This is a genomic window from Streptomyces sp. ISL-10, assembly GCF_018614575.1.
Classification (GTDB): Bacteria; Actinomycetota; Actinomycetes; order Streptomycetales; family Streptomycetaceae; genus Streptomyces.
Genome location: NZ_JAGGOJ010000017.1, coordinates 63,038 through 82,640 on the forward strand (window position 1 = coordinate 63,038; position 19,603 = coordinate 82,640).

The 19,603-nt window shown below is 67.9% G+C and carries 16 protein-coding genes and 1 pseudogene; 5 read left to right on the forward strand and 12 right to left on the reverse strand.

Going from position 1 to position 19,603, the window contains the following annotated elements:
- Positions 1-3: 3 nt before the first annotated feature.
- Complete coding sequence (locus J7E88_RS21220) at positions 4-585, reverse strand: L,D-transpeptidase family protein (protein WP_308307563.1); 582 nt, start codon at positions 583-585, stop codon at positions 4-6.
- 25 nt (positions 586-610) lie between these two features.
- Between J7E88_RS21220 and J7E88_RS37110 the strand changes: the two genes are divergently transcribed.
- On the forward strand, positions 611-847 hold the full coding sequence (locus tag J7E88_RS37110; RefSeq protein WP_308307564.1) for a hypothetical protein: 237 nt from the start codon (positions 611-613) through the stop codon (positions 845-847).
- A 210-nt stretch (positions 848-1,057) separates the two neighbouring features.
- Here the strand turns inward: J7E88_RS37110 and J7E88_RS21225 are convergent, their stop codons facing one another.
- The 3 genes from J7E88_RS21225 to J7E88_RS21235 form a co-directional block, all read right to left on the reverse strand.
- Positions 1,058-1,372 (reverse strand): hypothetical protein, encoded by a 315-nt coding sequence (locus J7E88_RS21225; RefSeq protein ID WP_215183423.1) that lies wholly within the window; start codon positions 1,370-1,372, stop codon positions 1,058-1,060.
- A 1-nt stretch (position 1,373) separates the two neighbouring features.
- Entirely contained in the window at positions 1,374-2,249 is an 876-nt protein-coding gene (locus tag J7E88_RS21230) for a hypothetical protein (RefSeq protein WP_215183425.1), read from the reverse strand.
- 128 nt (positions 2,250-2,377) lie between these two features.
- Positions 2,378-2,818 (reverse strand): hypothetical protein, encoded by a 441-nt coding sequence (locus J7E88_RS21235; RefSeq protein ID WP_215183427.1) that lies wholly within the window; start codon positions 2,816-2,818, stop codon positions 2,378-2,380.
- 74 nt (positions 2,819-2,892) lie between these two features.
- Here J7E88_RS21235 and J7E88_RS37115 point away from each other — a divergent pair, with 74 nt between their 5' ends.
- Positions 2,893-3,348: a hypothetical protein gene (locus J7E88_RS37115; RefSeq protein WP_215183769.1), complete on the forward strand. Its 456-nt coding sequence runs from the start codon at positions 2,893-2,895 to the stop codon at positions 3,346-3,348.
- An 81-nt stretch (positions 3,349-3,429) separates the two neighbouring features.
- Here J7E88_RS37115 and J7E88_RS37120 read toward each other — a convergent pair.
- Together J7E88_RS37120 and J7E88_RS21250 are read right to left on the reverse strand one after the other, a co-directional pair.
- A pseudogene (locus J7E88_RS37120) lies at positions 3,430-3,717 on the reverse strand (ATP-binding protein); the annotation flags it as partial.
- Positions 3,717-3,920: a hypothetical protein gene (locus J7E88_RS21250; RefSeq protein ID WP_215183429.1), complete on the reverse strand. Its 204-nt coding sequence runs from the start codon at positions 3,918-3,920 to the stop codon at positions 3,717-3,719. The gene J7E88_RS21250 and the pseudogene J7E88_RS37120, both read right to left, overlap by 1 nt.
- A 175-nt stretch (positions 3,921-4,095) precedes the next feature.
- Between J7E88_RS21250 and J7E88_RS21255 the strand changes: the two genes are divergently transcribed.
- Entirely contained in the window at positions 4,096-4,950 is an 855-nt protein-coding gene (locus J7E88_RS21255; protein WP_215183431.1) for a helix-turn-helix transcriptional regulator, read from the forward strand.
- The gene (locus J7E88_RS21260) at positions 4,931-5,227 is read left to right on the forward strand and encodes a DUF397 domain-containing protein (protein WP_215183433.1); all 297 of its coding nucleotides are present in this window, start codon (positions 4,931-4,933) and stop codon (positions 5,225-5,227) included. The genes J7E88_RS21255 and J7E88_RS21260 overlap by 20 nt, the downstream gene beginning before the upstream one ends.
- 12 nt (positions 5,228-5,239) lie before the next feature.
- Here the strand turns inward: J7E88_RS21260 and J7E88_RS21265 are convergent, their stop codons facing one another.
- The 3 genes from J7E88_RS21265 to J7E88_RS21275 form a co-directional block, all read right to left on the reverse strand.
- Positions 5,240-5,659 (reverse strand): SMI1/KNR4 family protein, encoded by a 420-nt coding sequence (locus J7E88_RS21265; protein WP_374196307.1) that lies wholly within the window; start codon positions 5,657-5,659, stop codon positions 5,240-5,242.
- Between the two features lie 231 nt (positions 5,660-5,890).
- Entirely contained in the window at positions 5,891-6,415 is a 525-nt protein-coding gene (locus J7E88_RS21270; RefSeq protein ID WP_215183437.1) for an SMI1/KNR4 family protein, read from the reverse strand.
- A 14-nt stretch (positions 6,416-6,429) separates the two neighbouring features.
- The gene (locus tag J7E88_RS21275; RefSeq protein ID WP_251023002.1) at positions 6,430-14,097 is read right to left on the reverse strand and encodes a DNRLRE domain-containing protein; all 7,668 of its coding nucleotides are present in this window, start codon (positions 14,095-14,097) and stop codon (positions 6,430-6,432) included.
- A gap of 1,355 nt (positions 14,098-15,452) precedes the next feature.
- On the opposite strand from J7E88_RS21275, the gene J7E88_RS36055 reads away from it, so the two are divergent.
- The gene (locus J7E88_RS36055; protein ID WP_251022980.1) at positions 15,453-16,052 is read left to right on the forward strand and encodes a hypothetical protein; all 600 of its coding nucleotides are present in this window, start codon (positions 15,453-15,455) and stop codon (positions 16,050-16,052) included.
- 190 nt (positions 16,053-16,242) lie between these two features.
- Here J7E88_RS36055 and J7E88_RS21285 read toward each other — a convergent pair whose 3' ends face one another.
- The 3 genes from J7E88_RS21285 to J7E88_RS21295 all read right to left on the reverse strand — a co-directional run bounded on the left by J7E88_RS21285 (position 16,243) and on the right by J7E88_RS21295 (position 19,520).
- Positions 16,243-16,761, reverse strand: coding sequence for a hypothetical protein (locus J7E88_RS21285; protein ID WP_215183439.1), 519 nt, complete (start codon positions 16,759-16,761; stop codon positions 16,243-16,245).
- A gap of 220 nt (positions 16,762-16,981) precedes the next feature.
- Positions 16,982-17,779 carry a DUF4328 domain-containing protein gene (locus J7E88_RS21290; protein ID WP_251022981.1) on the reverse strand — a complete coding sequence of 266 codons (798 nt, stop codon included), beginning with the start codon at positions 17,777-17,779 and terminating at the stop codon, positions 16,982-16,984.
- A gap of 142 nt (positions 17,780-17,921) precedes the next feature.
- Positions 17,922-19,520 (reverse strand): glycoside hydrolase family 20 protein, encoded by a 1,599-nt coding sequence (locus J7E88_RS21295; RefSeq protein WP_215183441.1) that lies wholly within the window; start codon positions 19,518-19,520, stop codon positions 17,922-17,924.
- Positions 19,521-19,603 lie beyond the last annotated feature (83 nt).

Below are 19,603 nucleotides of genomic sequence, written 5' to 3' on the forward strand. Positions count from 1 at the left end.
GCGTCAGCCGATCGCGATGCGCGGGTTCGCCGACGGCTTGACCCAGCCCATGAACTGGTCCATCGTCGCGCGCGGCACCGACACACAGCCCGCCGTCGCGCCCTTGCCGTTGATGTGGAGGAAGATGCCGGCTCCACGGCCCGGCACGGCCGGCCAGCGGTTGAAGTTGATGACCAGCGCCTTCGCGTACTGCGTGGGGTAGTTGATCAGGTGCTCGCTGCCGCGCTCGCCGGTCTCGGTGAGCGGGAAGTCCGCGCCCTCGGCCGTGTGCATCTGGTTGTAGAACTTCGACTCCGGGTCCTGGACCCACCAGTGGCTGTCGTTCACCTTGGTGTACGGCATGGCGGTGCCACTGGACTCCACCCCGAAGCCCTCGGTGATCGTGTACGTGCCGGTGGGGGTGGTGTACGTGCTCTGCTTGCGGGTGGCACCGTCGGTCACGCCGTTCGAGCCGACGCGCCCGGCGCTCGTGGAGAACTGCGCCTTCCAGCCGGAGGAGCCCTTCTGCCAGGCGGTGACCGTGGCGTACGAGCCGCTGGCCTTGACGGTGATGACCTGGGTGGCGTTGCCGACGTTCACGGGCACGGGGAAGTCCGGCGCCGAAGGCGCGGTGGACCGATCGTTCGTGGACCCGCTGCCCGAACCGGTCCCGGCGGCCGTCGCCTTGGGGGTCGCGCTGCCCGACGCCTTGGCTGAAGCGGACGCGGATGCGGAAGCCGAGGGCGAGGGGGACGCGGAGGCGGAGGCCGAGACGGACGGACCCGGCGACGCGGACGCGTCCCCCGACTCGTGGTCGCTGTCGGTGGCACCGGGCGCGATGGATGCGGCGGAGCCGGCCGGCTCCTGATCTCCGCACGCGGAAACCAGGGTCATGGCACCGACCACGGCCAGCACGGACGCATACCTACGGGAAGAGCGCAGCACGAAGAAATCCTTGGCTCGTCGGAACAGTGCGGGCGGGGCAGGGCCGCGCACGTCAAGGCGGCAGCTTATACAGGGACCTCGGGCTGATTTCCAGGTGCGGGACATTGCGGACACGGCGGCGACGGCCTCGCTGTCAGAGGCCGGGGTACGTTCCCACCACCTCGTGTCCGGCGACGCGGAGTCCGCGGACGACATCGTCCTCGGGCCGCCCGAGCAGCCGCTCCCCGTGCACGGTGACGGGGCCGGGCGAGGCGATCTCGATCGCGCGCAGCCGGTCGGCGTCGTCGTACTCGAAGAAGACGTAGGACTCGTCGGCGTACATGTCCGTCAGGGCCGCGTCGGCGGCCCGCCGGAACGCGGAGTCGGGCTCTCCCCGAACGGCCCGCACCGAGGCGCGTGACTGCCCGAAGGCCGCACCGGCCACGCCGGTCAGGGGAACGATCTCCATGTCAGCGCACGCCCGCCGGGAGCTCGATCTTCCCGTCGTACGGGCCCTGGTTCTCCTCGCCGACCCGCTGCTCGAAGGCGATGTCCTGCCCGTTGTACGGAGTCAGGAAGCCGAAGTCGAGGCGGTGGCTCTCGATGCGGTACGTCTTCGCGTCCAGGACGAGCACCTCCTCCAGGCCGGAGAGGGTCAACTGCGCGTCCTGCACCGGGACGCCGGCCTCGCGCAGCTGGTCGGCTGTGGGGTCGAACTCGCGCTTCGCCTTCTTCGCCCACGCCCTGCCCTGGACGGCACTCAGCTTCTGCCTGCCGCTCGCGACGCGGAGTTCGACCGTGCCGTCTCCCGCCTCGGTCACCTTCACGTCGCCGCCGGGCGCCTGCGCGTAGATCCGGAACTCGTCGAGGACCGCGACCGGGTCCTCGGCCTTGTTCCGCATCTCGGGGTCGGCGGGGGACACGGCCTTCCAGGCGGCCCCGCCCTCCTTCAGATAGCCCGCGTCGCCGATGACGTACAGCTCCTCGGACTTCTGTTTCCCCTTGCTGCTGGTGCTGACGCCCTGCGAGTGCAGCGTCGCCGTCCCCATGCCGCGCCGGACGGTGCCCCGGTAGGTCGCGGCGCTCTTCTGCCCCTGGAGCATCAGCCCCTCCTCCCCGGTCACGGAGAAGGTCCAGGCGGACTCCGCCGCCATCGCCTTCTCGGCGAGGTCGAGGAAGTCCTCCGCGGACTCGGGCGCCTCGGACGGCTCGGGCGCCGGGGACGACGGCGCCGCCGCCTCCGGGCCCCCTGCCCCGGCCGGCTCCTCCGCCTCCGCACCGCAGGCGGCCAGCGCGAGCGCGAGCGGGAGGACGAGCAGGGCGGCGCGTCTGGGGCGAGTTCGCATGGGCCTTTTCCTTACGTCACGACGGGGCGGCGGGGACTGTACAGCAGCGCCCGGCCCTGATCACCCCGACGGCCATTCCTCGCGCATCGACGCAAACCGCCCCGCTTCCCACGCCGACAGACCGGGGCCTAGTCTGCCGTGGTGCCCCAGTAACCGATCTGCGCCGGCTGCCCATCGCGGTAGAGCACGGTGCAATTCCCACAGGCGCGACCGGGGAACGGCAGCCGATCGGACGTCAAGGCATCGTGCCACTCGGCATAGGTGGGTCGGCCACTGGAGCACCACGCCCGAATCTCCTCCTCGGTCAACGGCCGCATGAAGGGACCCCACTCGTCATGTGTGGGATCTTCGGCATGCGTGGCGGCAACCATGTGGGCCTGGTCCAGCACCGTGCCGGTGCCACCGGTGAGGATGTACTCGATCCAGCCCTTGTCCTCCCAGAGCTCCTGTATGGTCCGGCCCTCGAAACCGTGGCTGTCCTTGGCCAACTCCTCCGCCTGGGCCTGCCGGAACGCCGCCGCCGGATCGCGCTGATACGGGCCCGTCTGCCACCACTCATCGCCGCCCACCCCGATACCTCCTCCTCTTGATCGCTGGCGCAGCCTAGGGGTTCCCACTGACAGCGGGTGGCGTCATGTCGCCCGTGGCGAACAGCGCAGACCTGATCCGACTGTCCCGTGCACCACCCGACTGGGGCCGGGCCGAACGCCTCTCAGTGGCCGACGCGCACGCCATGGGGCTTGCCCTGTCCTGGCCGGAGCGGGTGGCCGCCGCGGACAACGGCCTGCCGGGCGGCTCCACCACCGACCCGGACGCCCGGCTTCTGCTCCTGCCGCCCGCGTTGGGCGACGACGACGTACCCGACGCCGCCGCCGAGCGCCTGACCTCCGCCCTACGGGCCCTGATTGGTGTCGAGGACCCCGAAGCGCTCGCCGCCGCGCTCCTCGGCGGCCAGGGAGCCTCCGGCACCGCGACCAGGACCACGGCAGGGGACGGGGTCCGGATCAACGACGACCCGTACTCCTACCGGAACCCTGCCAACCACGTCGCCCTGCCGCCCGCCCGACCGGCCCGGGTGTCGGCCGCGCCGGCCTTCTGACTGCCACGTCGCCAGCTCGCACCACACGGTCTTGCCGCCGGGCCCCTGCTCCACACCCCACCGCAGGGTCAGCGCGTCGAGCAGCGCCAGACCCCGGCCCGTCTCGTCGTCGGCGGCGGCCTCGCACAGGACGGGCAGGGCACGCGGGTCGGGGTCGGTGACCTCCAGTCGCGTACGGCCCTGTTCGCAGCCCACCCGAACGGTCACGGGTACTCCCTCGCCAAGGTGCCGGACGACGTTGGTCAGTAACTCGCTCGCGCAGAGCTGGAGATCGGCGCAGGGACCGCCCATGTACGCCCGCAGGGCGCTGCGGACCCCGGCAACGGCCTGCGGGGTGGCGAGCAGCTCCAGCGTCAGGGGTGGTCGCATCACGCGGCTCCCTTGCGGAGGGCGGCGACCAGCGCGCGGGCGGTCAGCACGTTGCAGTTGCCGAGCGCGACGAGCGGCCGGTTCGGGTAGCGGGCGGCGAAGGTCGGCAGGTCGACGCCGAGGGACGGCAGCGTGATGCCGTGTGCGGCGAGGGCGGCCCGCAGCTCCTCGGCGCAGGTCTGGGCGTCGGGATGGTCGTGCATGGGGTTCAACCTTCCAGTGCGCTCTGTGACGAATCACTCACACACTGCCCACCAGACGCGTAGCTTGAAAAGTGTTCAGGCTCCCGGCTCTGAACTGCACCGATGGGGGGAGCACTTGGTACGGGCCGGGGAACGCCGGGAACCGGGCGGTAAACGGCACCAGGGAGGGTGGACGATGGGGCAGCGCAAGGACATCGACGGCTCGGCGGGCGTCCCGACCTTCTACGGCAGCGAGTTGCGCTGGAAACGGGAGGAGGCGGGCCTGACCCTCCAGCAACTGGTCGAGGGCAGCTTCTACGGCCCCAGCCACCTCAGCGAGATCGAACGCGGCACGCGCCGGATGCCGGCGGAACTGGCCGAGCACGTGGACACCGTGCTCGGCACGGACGGCTTCTTCAAACGCCGCTGCGAGGACGTGCGGAAGGCGAAGCGGCGGGGTCACGCGAGCTACTTCGAGCGGGTGCTGGAGGCGGAGAAGCACGCCAAGGCAATCGAGGAATGGTGCCCGACGCTGATCCCTGGCCTGCTCCAGACCGACGCTTACGCACGCGCCCTGGTGCAGGCCGCCATGCCGCTAGCGCTGGACGGGGAGGTGGAGGAAAAGGTCAGTGCCCGAATGGCACGGGCCCGCCTCTTCGAGGACAACCACAAGACCCCGATGTACTGGGCGATCCTGTCCGAGGTGCTGCTGCGCCAACCGGTCCTCTCTCCGGAGCAGACAGCCGAACAACTGGAGCACATCGCAGCGCTGGCGCGTCGCCGCCGGATCGTTCCCCAGATCCTTCCGTGGAACTGCGGGCCGCATCCTCTCATGATGGGCATGGCCAAGGTCATGACCTTCCCCGACGCCCCGCCGTTGGTCTACCTGGAGTCGCAGCACAGCGGGGACACCATCGACGATCCGGCCCTCGTGGAGGAGTACCGCAGGTCGTACGATCTGCTCAGGGCCGCCGCACTGCCACCGGAGGCGTCCCTCGCCCTGATCGAAGAAGCGGCTGAGGATGTTCGAAATGGCAAGCAGCAGCAATGACTTGAGAAACGCCGTCTGGCGCAAGAGCACCTACAGCAACGGCGACGGCGGCAACTGCGTAGAAGTCGCCGAGGCTTTCCCTGGCGCCGCCCAGTGGCGCAAGAGCACCTACAGCAACGGCACCGGCGGAGACTGCGTCGAGGTGTGCGACGCCCACACCGGTGTCGTCCCCGTCCGCGACTCCAAGGTCCCGAGCGGCCCGGTCCTCACCGTCCCGGCCCCGGCCTGGACGTCGTTCGTCAGCGCCTTGAAGGACGGGGCCGTCGGAGCTGCGTAAGCCGAGGGCGGGTCAGCCGATGGACTGGAAGAAGGGGCCTTCGGGAGCGAAGTTGCGCAAGCAGACGCCCACGTCCTCGCCCCTCACATACGCCGGCATCCAGTCGCCGAACGACATGGCGTACTCCAGGAACTCCCCTTCGTCGCTCTCGTGGACGAAGACCGACCACGCCTCGGACGCGCCCTTGGGGACCCGGAGGAACATGGTCTCCCCCGATGCGGCCGACCCCCAGGGGAACAGCTCCCCCGGGCCCGTACCCACCGGCTGGGTGGCCATGTCCTCCGGCGGGTGCGCCCAGGCCTCGATGTCCGACCTGATCAGCTGTCCGAGATTTCCGTGCGCCACACCCGGATGTGTGGTGCGCACCTGATTGTTGATCCGCACCGGCCCGTACGCGTCGCAGAACTCACGGAATTCGTCGGGAAACAGGATCCCGAGCTCTCCCTAGAGCCGGTGCCAGAAAGCCGGGTCGGACCAGCCGAACCGAGGCCCTTTCCCCGTATCTGAAGAAGCCGTTCAGGTTCCACCAGTCATCGGACGGGGTGTCCAGGTGTCCAGGTATCACGCGAGGGTTGTCCACTGAAAAAGCCGCGGCCCGCCGTCCCGACCGAAATCGGGACGGCGGGCCGGACGGGGGAAATGATCGCTCCCCCGCCCTTCCAGCTATTCTTCCAACGGCTCGAAGGAGGCTTCAGGCACCTGCCGGGCGATACCGAACGGAGCGAATTCCTCGTCCTTCAGGACTCGGTACAGGAACTCCGATGTCGACATCTCCAGTTCGTGCCAGGGCTCGTCGGTATCCCGACGCGCCACGACCTTCCACGATTCCGGCCTGTCCGACTGTACGAGCCAGTAGAACTCTGCCTCATCAGCCGTGTCCGCCCACTGAATCAGCCTGCCTTCAGGATGGACTCCGTAGGGCTCGTAGAGCCGGCGGGCGGTCGGCCTTCGATCGAAGATGCTGTGCAGCCTTCGCAGGTTGTCGACCACCGCTGAGGACTCGCCTCCGGCGGAAGCCAGCACGGTGACGTATCCGGAGAACTCTCCACGGCCGAAGGTGGCGCACAACTCCTTGAAGTCGCCCGGCAGCTCGACACCCAGAGCTTCCTCCACAACAGTCCAGGAAATCTGGATGTCGCGCGGCTGCCACCCCGTAGCGCCGACGATTCTTTCAACCCAAGGGGTCATTGTCCCTCTTCCCGCTATGGCTGATTGATCAAGGGGTAGTTCAGTCTATACCCCTTATTACCGACAGCGGTCAAGGTGAGACTCGTCGGCACATTTCCACCGTTTCCGTAGTGCGGGATCACACTGTACAGAATCGTCTCACTCCCTTGGATACGCTCGGCTATCTCCTTCTCGATGTCCCGCATTTCCGGCGTATTGACGCGGGCATACAGGGGGACCAGATTCCTGCGGTCCTCACCGTCACCGCCCAGTCGATTTGCCAGGAGATGCCCCCTGTGCATACCGGACTTCATGCCCTTCGGGTTGTCTCCCCAGTCCTCGACGGGCCAGGGCGCCTTGGATCCCCAGATCGCGGTGGCGTCATTGTCGGGGAAGGCAGTCTCTCCGTTGTCCTTCGTGTAGTTGAAGTCTCCCTTGTTGAGGCAGGCATGCATGCCCGTGGCACGCCCCTGGTCGTCCAGAGGCTGATAGAAGACCCAGGTCTGCCCACCGTTGAGACAGCTCGGGGGGAGGTCGCCGGAACCGATGCTCGGATCCGTCTCCACCTCTCCATCAGGGGTGAGGAAACGGCCCTTGTCGTAGTCCTTCATCTGGTACCAGCGGGACTCGGTCTCTCCGAAAATCTCGTCGACCACCGTGTCAACGGCGTCACCGACGGGATCGAAGTCGAACAACAGGCCCGATACGGAGCTGGCCAGGCCCACCGGGTTCCTCTTGCCGGCGAACTTCAGGACGTCCTTCGCGAGGTCCGTGATGGAGAAGTGGCCATCGAATTCGACGAAGCTGGTGGGGTTGCCCCCGGTGAAGGCGTACCGGTTTCCGGTGTACGGGTCCACCCCGAGGTTCATGTCGGCCAGGGCGCCGTTGTACATGTCCCGGGTGGTGAAGCGGTTGAGCCCCGGGTTGTAGTCGCGGAAGCCCATGTCGTAGGTGCCGGACTGGGCGTCCCAGCGCTTGGCGTTGTAGCGGTAGGGGTTGTACGTCTCCTTCGTGGGTTCGTTGGCGTCCGGCTTGTCGATGCCCGTGAATTCGGACTCGTCCTCGGAGCCGTAGGCGGTGTAGCCGTACGTGGCCTTGGTGTTGCCGCTGCTGTCCGTGAGGGTCTCGACGTCGGTGTGGCTGTTGTAGCCGTAGAAGCCGTCCTCGGTCGTGCCGTCGGTGTTGTGCTTGATTTGCGACAGGCGCTCGCCCCACGGGCTGTACTGGTACGACTTGGTCAGCTCGCCGGCGACCCTCTCGTCGAGGACCTCGCCGGAAAGGCCGAGGTACTCGAAGTCGGTGGTCTTGCCGTCCGCCGTCTTCGAGGCGGTGCGGTCCAGCGGGTCGAAGGTGTATGTCGTCGACTTCATCACGCCGGCGTCGTCCGTCTTCTGGGACTCCACGACGTGGTCGAAACCGTCGTACACGCTCCGCTCGATGACCTTGCCGCCGGAGGTGACCGACTCCTGGCGCCCGAACGGGTCGTAGTTGTAGTTGGCCGTGACGCCGGACACCGTCGCGGTCAGCAGCCGGTTGCGGTCGTATTGGTAGCTGGTGCTGGTGCCCTTGACCGTCTGGCTGATGACGTTGGCGTTGTCGTCGTGGACGTAGGTCTCCGTGCCGGCGCCGTTGCCCGTCTTCACCGACTTGGTCAGCCGGTCGGCCGGGTCATAGGTGTAGTCGGTCTTGGAGTCGAGGTACGCCGCGTGGTTGTCGGCGTTCATCTTCTTCACCACGTCCTGCGCCTTGTTGCCGTTGGCGTCGTAGGCGTAGGTGTGCGAGGCAACCAGTGTGGTGCCGTCGGCCTTCTTCTCCGTCGTCGACTTCAGGCCGCCGTCGAGGTAGTAGGTGTGATCGACGGTGTTGCCGTTGGCCTTGGTTTCCTTGAGCTTCTGGCCGCGGTCGGTGTACGTGTACGAGGTGACCTTGGGGTCGGTGTCCGTCGCGGACTTGCCCACCGAGACCGTCTTGACCAGTTCCCGGAGGTCGTACGTGTACTTGGAGAACTGGCTGGGGTGGGTGACCGTCTCCGGCTGGCCGTTGGCGTCGTACGTGTACGACGTGGCCTTCTTCTCCGTGCCCGCCAGCGCCTCCGTCACCTTCTGAACCTGGTTGAGGCTCGTGTAGGCGACCGTGTAGGCGTCGATCCGCGACCCGGACGACGTGTCGTCGATGGACGTCATATTGCCATTGGCGTCGTAGGCGTAGCTGAAGGTCCTCTTCTCGTCGTCGGTCTCGGTGGAGTTGTCACGAACGAGCTTCACACCGTCGGCCATGACGGCACCGGACTGGCTCTGGAACACCTGCAGTCTGGCGGCGTTGCCCTGCTGGAAGTCGTACGAGCCCAGCGAGACCCACGTGCCGCCGTTGGCGTTCTGCGCGATGGTCTTGTCCGTACTGCCCGCGGCGTGCGTGACCTTGTACTTCGCGTCCGCGGCCGCGCTGGTGTTCGTGGGGTACTTCACGTAGACGGCGTAGGTACCGCCCGTCGGGATGTTGAGGGTCCAGGCGAACGAGTCGGTGCCCGTGCCGGCGGCGTGAACCTGGTGGTCGTAGCCGTGTTGGCCTGTGAGGTCTCCCTTCGCCCAGGTTCCCGTGGAGGAGGCGTTCTGAGTGTCGGAGTTGTCGACCAGGACCACGTCCTTGCCCACAGGAACACCGTCGTCGGAGCGGGACTTGAGTTTGCCGTCGGGGTAGTACGACCACGTCATCGTGCGGTTCGACGAACCGCCGGCCGACGTCAGCGTTCTGGCCGTCTGCTGGCCCAGGGCGTTGTAGTCGTATGTGGTGGTGATGCCCCACGGGTCCGTGGAACCCTTCGCCCAGCCGTTGTCGAAGTAGTCGTAGGACGTGGTGTTGCGAACCGTCTGCCCCTCCGAGGGCGGCAGCGTGGTCTTCGCCACCCGGCCCACCGCGTCGTACACGGTCTCGGTGTAGACGTTCGGGTCGTTGTGGCGGGCGTCCGCCGGGTCGTACGGCTGGTACTGCCGCTTGGGCCGGTTCAGCGCGTCGTACTCGGTGCGGGCCGTGAACGCCGTGGTCGTCCCTGCCTCGACCGCCCGGGGTGTGATCACCTTGGTCGTGTTGCCGACCTGGTCGTACTCGTACCGGGTCGTGCGGTAGGTGATGTCCGTGGTGCCACTGCGCGGGACCTTGACCTCGGTCTGCTTGCCGCGCTCGTCGTAGTCGATGAGCGTGGTGTTGTTCTCCGCGTCCGTCGTCGACGTGACCAGCGAGTCCTTGTTGTAGGCCCGCTTCGTGGTCTTGCCGGCGGCGTCCGTGACCGTCGTGACCCGGTGGTTCAGGTCGTAGGCGGTCTTGCTGGTGTAGTCGGTCGTGTCGGCGGTGGCGTTCTTCTTCGGGTCGATGACCTTCGTCGCGTTGCCGACGTTGTCGTACTCGTAGCTGACCTTGTGACCCTCGGAGTTGACGACGGAGGTCAGCTGGTAGATCTCGTCGTAATGGTTCGTCGTGACGTAGTCCGTGGCGTCGGCGGTGGTGGCGACGCCCTTCGGCTCGGTCGTGGTCTTGAGGTTGCCGACCTTGTCGTAGGTGTAGGTCGACTTCCTCTCGCCCGAGGTGGCCGTGTCCTTCGGCCCGGTCGCCGAGACGATCTGGTCCGCCTTGTCATAGACGGCCGAGGACACCGCTCCATTGGGCGCGGTGGACGTCGTGACGTTGTCGTTGGCGTCGTACTCGGGTGCTGTCGTAATGATCACGTCGCCCGACGCCTGGTCCTTGGGGACCGCTCGGACCAGCGGACGACCGAAGGTGTCGTACGTCTGCGTGGTCTTCTTGCCGAGGGCATCGATGACTTCGGTGACCTGGCCGCGCGCGTCGTACACGTAGGACGTGGACTCGTCCAGCGCGTCGGTGATGGTCGCCGGGTAGCCGGTCGGACCGAAGCCGCTGTACGACGTTGGGTTGCCGTTGGCGTCAGTGGCCCTGGTCAGCTGGCCGTAGGAGTTGTACTCGTACGAGGTGGTGTAGTCGCCCGCCGTGGTCGTGGCGACGCCCTTGGGGTCGGTGACCGTCTTCAGATTGCCGAAGCCGTCGTACCCGAACTGCCAGGCACGTCCTTCGGGTGAGGTCTTGCGCCACAGGTCGGCGGAGTAGCCGTCGACGCGGGTCTGATACTCGAACTTGGCCGCGTTGGCCGGGTAGGTGCCGGGCGCGCAGTCCGCGGCGGTCGGCACGCCGGCCTTGTTGTTCTCGGCGTCGCGTGACCAGAGGATGTAGCCGGTCTTCTGGTCGTAGCAGTACGCGGTCTTGGCGCCGTTCGGCTCCTCCATGTAGGTGACATTGTTGTCCGCGTCCCACGACATCTTTGTGGTCTGCGCCTTGGCGTTGGTGGTTTGCACCGGGCGGCCGAAGTCGTCGGTCACGTAGTTGGTGGCGTGCGCCTCGGCGTCGGTGACCTTGGTGTCGGTGAACTTGGTGTTCGTGGCGTTCACGGCGTAGGTGTAGCCCGTGGTGCCCTGCAGACGGTCGGTGATCGTCTTGGTCCACCAGTGGTACTTCGGGTCGTCACCGGCCTGCGGCGCGTAGTACGCCATGTTCGTCGCGTTGCCGCGCGGGTCGGTGGCCTTGACCAGTTTGACGTTCTTGTTCCCCTGCGTGGCGTCGTAGGTGAACTTGAACACCTTCGGCTGCGACGAGCCCACGCCGTCGGTGAACTGTCCGAGCAGGCCCTTGGTGGTGTAGTAGAACTCGATCTTCCGGCCCGAGATGTCCGTCATGGACTTCACGTGGTCGTAGATCTTGGAGTTGTTCAGCGCTCCGGTATCCGTGGTGAGGACTCCGGAGTCATTGACGTACTGGTAGCCGGACTGGCCCTTGGTCCAGTAGTCGACGGTCAGCGTCTGGCGACGGGACGGGTCGGTGATGTACTTGAGGAACTTGGTCGGCTTGTTGTTGGACTTGCGCTCCTCGTACGTGAACGTCTGCGTGTTGCCGTTCTTGTCGATCGCCGACGTCATGTAGCCGTCGCAGCCGAACAGGAAGCGCGTCCCGTCCGGACGCGTCAGCGTCCAGGCGTCCGGGACCGGGTCCTTGGTCGGCTTGCAGTCCAGGCCCGACTTCATCGTGACCTTGTAGTGGACGCCCGCGGGGGCCTTCCAGACGCTGTTGACGCTGTCCCAGCGGAAGACGTGCGTGGTGCCGTCGCCGTCCGGGAGCCGGATCTCCGTCGGGTTCGGGTTGGGGTGGGAGTCCAGCGGAGCACCCAGCCGAATCGGGCCCGCGGCCTGGAACGACCAGCCGTGACCCGCCACTGTATCTGAGGTGTCCAGCGAGTTGTAGGCGAACCGAGCGAACGTGCTCAGGCCCCGGCCCGGGTTGGTGAACGCGTTGTACTGCCAGACGGTGTTGCCGGCGGCCAGGTTGTTCATGACCGTCGACCCGGCGCCGGTGTTCTTCCCGGTGTAGCTGTAGAACTTCTCCATGCCGAGGCTGTTGGAGGTCGGATCCTCGACCGCCACGTTCTGCTTCAGCGACGGGATGCCGCCGGTCCCGGCGGAAAGCCAGCTGCCGTCGGCGATCTTGCGGACGTCCCAGCCGAGCACGTACTCGTTGCGCTTGTTGCCGGAGTCCGAGTTGATCGGGGTGGCGACCTTGGCCTGGATGGTGGCCGACTTGCCCGGCAGCAGGGCCGGGATCGCCGTCTTGAGCTGGTTGCCGCCGGTCGTCACGTCCGTGCCGTCCGGGAGCTTCCAGGTGTAGGACAGCTCCCGCTCACCCGCGGCCCACGCCGAAGCGGTGGTGTTGGTGACCGTGAACTCCACCGTGTACGTGGTGTTCGGCGTCATCCGCGCCGGGGTGGTGGGCGCGTAGTACGTGTCCTCCGTCGTGGAGTCGACGTAGATCACGCGCAGCAGCGGGCGCAGCTGCGGGTCCGGGGCGGCGGAGGACAGGAAGATGGAGCGTTCCTGCGGGCCGGTGGTGGACTCGTCCTTCAGCTTGATCAGGGTGCCCTTGTTGCTGGTGGGCGTCTTGACCCAGCCCTGCGTGAGAGACGTGGCGTCCCACCAGTGGCGGCCCAGGTCGGTGTTGAAGGCCGGCACGTAGTCGGAGACGACCGAGGAGTGGTCACCGCCCGCCGTGGTCCACGCGGTGGTGGAGGTGGCGTTGTTCCAGGTGGCCTGGGTCTCGGTGAAGTCCCTCGTGAGGCCGTGCAGGTTGTACTGGGCCTTGGACGTGGCGACGTCGCGCGAGGTCATCGTGGACCACAGGAAGACCCGGCTCTCCAGCACCGTGGCGGTGGTGGGGATGGTGGTGGTGGGCCACTTGATGACCGCGCGGGTGCGGTCGTAGGTGGCGGAGTTGTTGCCCACCGTCAGCCAGTCCTGACCGACCGTGCCCTGCTCGATCGTGTTCAGGTTCGTCGTCGGCTTCAGCGACGAGAGCGTGGTGTCGGTGACACCGGCGCCGGCCTGGATGAGCCGCATGGTGCGGCCGGCCTTCGGGATGCCCACCACACGCGTCGGGGAGCCCAGCACCTGACCGTCGGCCGTCTTGACCGCGATCTGGTAGTAGTACGACTTGCCGATCTCCGCGCTGCTGGAGTCCGGCGTCGGCACCGCTGTCGTGTCCGTGTAGGTGGTCGCCGCCTTGTCGACCGGTGCCACCAGCGTCGCCGCGGAGGGGGTGAACACCTGCTGCGTGGAGCGGTGCAGTTGGTACTCGACGATGTCCAGGTTCGCGTCACCGGTGGTGTTCTTGTACGCCGCCCAGGACAGCTCCGGACCGGTGCCGTGCACGACGGTCGGCGAGTTCAGCGACGTGCCGACCTTGCCGAAGGTGACCGTCAGACGCGGGATCGTGGACGTCTCACCGCCGTAGTCGTAGTCCCCCGCCTCGTACTGCGGACCGCCCAGCGGCGCCGTCGACGACTCGTCCACGGCCTTGATGACGAAGCCGTAGTTCGGCGAGGTGCCCGAGACCCACTTCTGGACGGTGTCGCCGACCCGGAAGTTGTGCCACTGGTTGTACTCGCCGACGTCCTTGCGGATCTGCGCCGGGTTGACCAGCCGGACCGCATCCGCGATCGTCCGCTTCGTGGAGTCACCGGTGTCGCCGAGGACGATCTTGCCGGTGTTGCCCTTGGCGAAGTCGATCTGCGTGGTGCCGAGCTGACGCCAGCCGGTCGTGCCGGTGGCCTGGTTGACCGTGAAGTTCGCGGTCGGCTCGGCCGAGGTCACCGCGTACGGGGCGGCCGTCGCGCCGTCCGTCTGCACCGGGGTGTGGACCTCGACCTTGTAGTCGGCGGCCTCGGGTACCGGCGGCTGCCAGGTGTACGACTCACCGGTCGCGGTGTTCTTGTTGTACGCGTAGTCGCTCGCGTAGCCGGTGCCGGTGACCCGCGGCCACTCGCCGACGGCGGCCGTGCCGGTGTCACCGTCGTCCATCAGGACCGTGGTCGCCGACTGTTCGCCCACGAAGGTGCTGGTCTTCTCCCACGTCGCCGTGGTCTCCTCCCACGCACCGGTCGCCCGGCGGACCTCCACATCCACATTCGTGGAACCGGAGGTGTGGACCTGGTCGAAGTACATCGACAGCTGAGCCGTGTCGATCTTCGAACCGGCCGGGATCTCGTCCAGCGGGAACTTGATCAGAGAACGGGCGATCCCCGTACTGCTGGTCTTGCCCGCCGACATGTCCCACGTGCTGTTGAAGTTCGTCGTCGGCGCGTCCGAACGGACCATGACGTCCTGCGACTCGGAGGCCGACGGAGCGATGGTGATCGTCGGGTCGATCACGACCGGGTACTGCCGCTCCGGCGCCGCCAGCCACTTCGCGTCCGGCGTGACCGTCAGCCGCCACTGCTTGCCGTGCCGGCTCAGCTCCTGCGACACCTTCGCGCTGTACGACGTGCCGTACGGGGACGCCTTGTCCTTCTTCTCGTCCGTCATGAACGCCGGCGGGATCACCAGCACCGGGTTCGCCGGGTCCTCGCCGAACAGGGCGATCGAACCGTCGCCCCGCTCCTTCGGCTCCAGAGCGCCCGCGTCCAGCGTGAACACGAACTTCACCGTCGCATCCGGGCGTTCCGCGAGGGTGATGTTCTCCTTCACCCGGCCCGCACCCACCTGGTACGACACATCCGCACCGGACGCCAGACCCTTGTAGGTGACCGTGTCGCCCTTCGCGGACGGCGCGACGCCCTTGGCCGCACCCTCCAGACCGAGCGTGACCGCCTGGCCCGCGGCCGTCTCGAAACGCACCAGCCTGGATGCGTCCGAACCGAACCAGCTGCGGCCGGTGTTGGTCGTGTTCGCGAAGTCGAAGCCCTTCGCGTCGCTCGGGCGCACCGTCGTGTCGATCGGCTTCCACGACGAACCCGACCGGTACGACACGGGCTTCGCCGACAGCTCGGCCTCCACCCGCCCGTCCGACATCTGCCAGAACCGCGCCTGCGGCGTACGCCGCTCCGTCAGCTCCTCGACCCGCTTGGCGGGAGGCAGCTTCTCGCCCTTCGGCAGCTTCTCCCGGCTCGGTATCTCGAGCTTTCCACCGACAGGAGGCTTGTCCCCCTTTTCGCCCTCTTCGTCGTCCGAGAACCAGCCCGCTATGGTGTCGACAACACCCTTGCCGTCATCCTTCTCTGGCACAGACGGCGGGGCCGCGTAAGCGACCTGCGGCAGCAGCGTTCCCGCCACCACGGCCGACACCACCAAACAGGAGATGTATCTCCTGTGTGGAACTTTCACGTCAATACCTTTCCGCACTGCGGGGCCGATTCCCCGCAGGCGGAAGGGATCCGCACACGGAAAAGCGGCATGCCGAGTAAGCCCCACCGGAGGTTTCCGATGCAGCCTGAATCCGTGCCGCTCCTCTGCACGTGAGTAGGGATCGGACCAACTCACGAGCGCGGCAGGGGATTATTGATCAGGGAAGTGACGTGGCGTCAAGCCGACGGACATTCAGGGCAACACGCAGGTAGGCCAGTTGCTTCGCCCTCTTTTGTCCATGTGCTCGCGCGGCGTGCCACGCGTGGTGTATAACCGCCCGGTTCGACGTCACCCGATTCAGCCGACTCACCGAAAGCCGGGCCCCGTTCATGTCATCCAAGGAATCCACGGAAAGCGCAGAGCCGACGGGAAAGTCCGACGAGACTCCGGACACGGAAACCGCCGAAGCGGAAACGACCGGCGCGGCGACCGACACTGCGACCGGCGCGGAGAAGACCGACGCAGACGCGAATGAAGAGCGAACGCCGGACACCGGGGCGGCGAACGAGAGCCCGAAGAAGAGCGCCGGCGGCCGGGCAGGAGTGGCGATCGCCGCCGTCCTGCTCCTCGCATGCGGCGGGCTCGTCGGCTACGGCGTGCTCGACACCGAGGAGAAGCCGAAGCCCCCGGCTGTGCCGACCGCCGCGGTGACGTACGAGGTCACGGGCGAGGGTCCGGTCGAGATCTCGTACCTCGCCCGCAGCGAGGACGGCACGGCAACCGTCGTCCGGGATGCCGAGCTTCCGTGGAAGAAGACCGTCCAGGTGCCGCTGGGCAAGCCGCCGACCATCGCCATCGTCCTCGGCGACAAGGGCGGCCAGGCGGCCTGCACGCTCGCGATCCAGGGCAAGCACGTCCAACGAGCCACGGCCATGGGAGAGTTCGGCCGCGCCACCTGCGCGGGCGAGCTGCCCGCCACCGACAACTGATCATCACGCTGGGCAGGGCACGGGCCCTGGTGGATGGCCCCGTCAGCACCCGCTGACCGCTCATGGCAGCCGGCGCGTCACTGGTCGCGGCACGCCGATCACGCACTTCGCGAAGAGGGTTCAAGCAGTTCTGCGTGACTCGATCGAGGTCCCAGCCCACCTCGGGAGGTCTTCGTTGCCGCTTCCGCGACTAGGGCCGGGCGCGCGCCCTGCGGGAGAGCGCCGCGCGCAGCACCCGCCGGCCCTCGGTGGACAGGTCCATGGCGCGGCGCAGACCGGTGCCCCCCTCGGTGGCGGTGAGGATCTCCAGGATCTGGATCTGGCGCCGCCGCTCCCCCGCGACGAGGGGCCCGTCTTCGCCGCCCGACGGGTCGAGGTCCCGGTGGACCTCGAGCGCCAGGGCGGAGCAGGCCTTCGCCCACTCGGCGAGGTGCCCGGCCACCCATTCCGAGGGCGCCGCGCCGATCATGCGCCGTACAGGCGCGGCCGCCTGGTCCGCCGCGGGGGCGGCGTCGAGCGCGGCCCTCGCGTCGGCGAGCCGTTCGGTCCAGCCGTCCTCGCCCGCGGCGATGCCCGACCAGAGAGGGCGCAGCGCATCCGACTCGTCGGCGAGGAGCGGCAGGCAACGGTCCAGACAGGCGAGCCCGCTCGCGGCGAGAGCGCGCTCATCCGCCTCGGCGATCAGTTCCGTCAGGCTATTGGACGTCATTGGGACGCCTCCCATCGCGGACGAAGTCACTTCTCTTACTGCGCCCGCTGGCTCGATAACGTCACTCCGTGGCCAGAACGTTACCGTCTGCTCGCTTTGTTCGCGCACGATTGCGCCACACCTCTGTTACCTTCCCCCCACAGGGAACGCGGCCCGCCTACACGGCAGTTGGCCCAACCCCGCGGACCCGCGGTGTGAGCCCGCACACCCCCGGGCGGACTCACACCGCGGCGGTCAGCCCCGACTGCTCCAGAGCCTTGGTGTGCTGCATGTGCGTCAGCCTTCGGACGAAGAGGATCGCGAGGACCGCCGCCACGATCTCCAACGTGTTGGAGACCAGGAGCTTCTCCGTGGCGCTGATGATCTCCTCCGCGGTCTCGGCCTTCTCGTAGCGCTGTTCCGCGTATCGCGTGCACAGCATGGACGCGACGAAGGCCGCCCACCAGATGTTCACCAGCGTCCGCGGTTCGTGCTCGTCCCCCGCGTAGGGGTCCGTGCGGCTCGCCGTCCACACGTCCGCTGCGATTCCGCGGGGAATCCACAAGCCGGCGAAGGGAATGAACCAGCCACCGATGGCCCAGCCCCGGCCGCGCCTGAGCAGGTCGGGCGCGAAGACGTCGGCGTTGGTACGCACGCGGTGGAACCACACGATGAAGACCACCACGGTCGCGAGGTAGGCGATCACCTGGACGAGGGAAGTCCCCACCATCAGGGCGTCGGCGAGCTCCGCGTCCTCGTCGGAGTAACCGATGAAGTCGGCGGCGGCGATGAAGCCCGCCAGGCGCCGGAGATTGAGGGCGGCCACCATGGCGGCGATGTCGCTGACGGCGACCAGCAGGAGCAGTACGGCCACCGCGCGTCCCAGCCCCACGGGCGACCGCAGCACCACCTGCGGCGCCGAGATCGACATGGCCGGCGGGACCGGCGGTGAGGACGTGTTCGCCTCGGCGACCGGACACCGCTCGCAGTGATCCTCGCCGGCCGTGACCGTCTTCTCCCGGCATCTGGAACAGAGCATGGCTGAGCAACCCCCACGGAACATGATCGAAAGCGACGCCCCTCCCCAGCGGCGTCGCACAGGAAAGCGGCCGACGCGAACGGCGGCCGCCCGCGGAACATATGTCCGCGCGACGGCCGCCGTCCAGCGAGTTCGGCGCTGGTCAGCCCAGCTTCTGAGCCAGCGACTCGAAGGCCGGCCAGCTCCGCGACGGCTGCCGTGGGTCCCACAGTTTCTGTGCCGTCGCCTGGAGCGGGCGGCGGATGCCCGACGCGACCTGGTCCTGGGTCTGGGAGTTCGCGAGGTCGCACCAGACCGCGAAACGGCCGCCCAGGATCTGCGACGAGTACCGCTGCGGCACCGGCTCGCTGCCGCGCAGCACCAGCGGCGTCCACTCCTCGTAGATGCGGCGGCCCGTCGGGTACGTGAACTGATTCGGCTCGCCGAGCACGTAGTAGAGGTACTCGTCGTTGAGATTCACCAGCTTGCGGCCCTCGGCCAGGTACTCGACCGGCGGGCGGGCGCCGATCTCCCTGCCCGTCCAGTACTCGACCTCGATGTTCTTGTCGGCGGTGACCACTCCCCCGGTGAAGAAGCCGTCGTTCCATGCCTTGGGCTGCTTCTTCTGGGCGCGCACCACGGCCGCGCGGTCGTTCAGCCAGCCTTCGGCCAGGTCCTGGACGCCGGCGCCGGCGCCGTACTTCTCGCGGGCGGCCGTCGCCAGCTGGGGGTAGGAGGCGGCGGGGTCACTGACGGTCAGCGCCTGGTACTCGTCGGCCCCTACGTGGAACCACGCGCCGCCGAAGAGATCGGTGTACTCGCGCAGCAGATCGTCGACGATCTTCGCCGACTCGGGCTTCGAGATGTCGATCGCGCCCTGCCGCGGCACGCCCTGCACGTTGCGCAGCTGGAGCTGCGGATGGGCGCGCAGCACGGCGCCCAGGTGTCCGGGCGAGTCGATCTCGCCGAAGACGGTGATGTGGAGCCGGGCCGCCAGCGCCAGGATGCGGCGGACCTCGGCCTTGGTGAGATGGGGATCGGAGACGATCTCGGGGTGCGTGTCGGACTGGATGCGGAAGGCCTGGTCGTCGGAGAAGTGCAGTCCGAGCTGGTTCAGCTTGAGGTCGGCCATCTCGCGCAGCCGGTCCTCGATCCACCCGGCCGTGAAGTGCTTGCGGGCGATGTCGACGTTCAGTCCGCGCTGGGGGCGGTCTGGCCTGTCCCGTACGACGCCTTCGGGCATCGCGCCGCCGGAGCGCACGGCCTGCTTGAGCGTGCGGGTCCCGTAGAAGACGCCGGCCTGGTCGGGGCCGGTGACGCGGACCCGTCCGCCGCTGGTGGTCAGGGTGTACGACTCGGCGGGGCCGCTTCCCGCGAGCGCCAGCTCCACGTCGCCGGAACGGGCCGCGTTCGTCCCCCGGAAGCCGAGCTTCAGCTCCTGGGCGATCAGCCGGCCCTCGTCCGCCAGCTCCTCGCTGCCCTTGGCCACGACGACGGCGCTGTTCGCGGTGCGGCTCCAGCCGGGGCCGCGGGCGGCCTGGTGGTCACGTATGGAGGGGATCGTGGCGGGCGGTTTCGACAGGGCGTAGCTGCGCGTGGGGCTGGGCGAGGGCGTGACGGAAGGGGAGGTGGGCGCGGCCCGGTCGGGGACAGCGCCGGCTGCGGCCGGTCCGTCGTCGGAGCAGCCGGTCGCGGTCACCGACAGGACGGCGAACGCGGCGGCCATCACCCCGGCGACGTGCGTCTTTCGAGAACGACCCATCAAGCGATCCATGATGCACAAACCTCCCGGAAACGGTGAAACCCGATCGAAGCACCCCTATACGCCCACTCTCAGCGTCCACC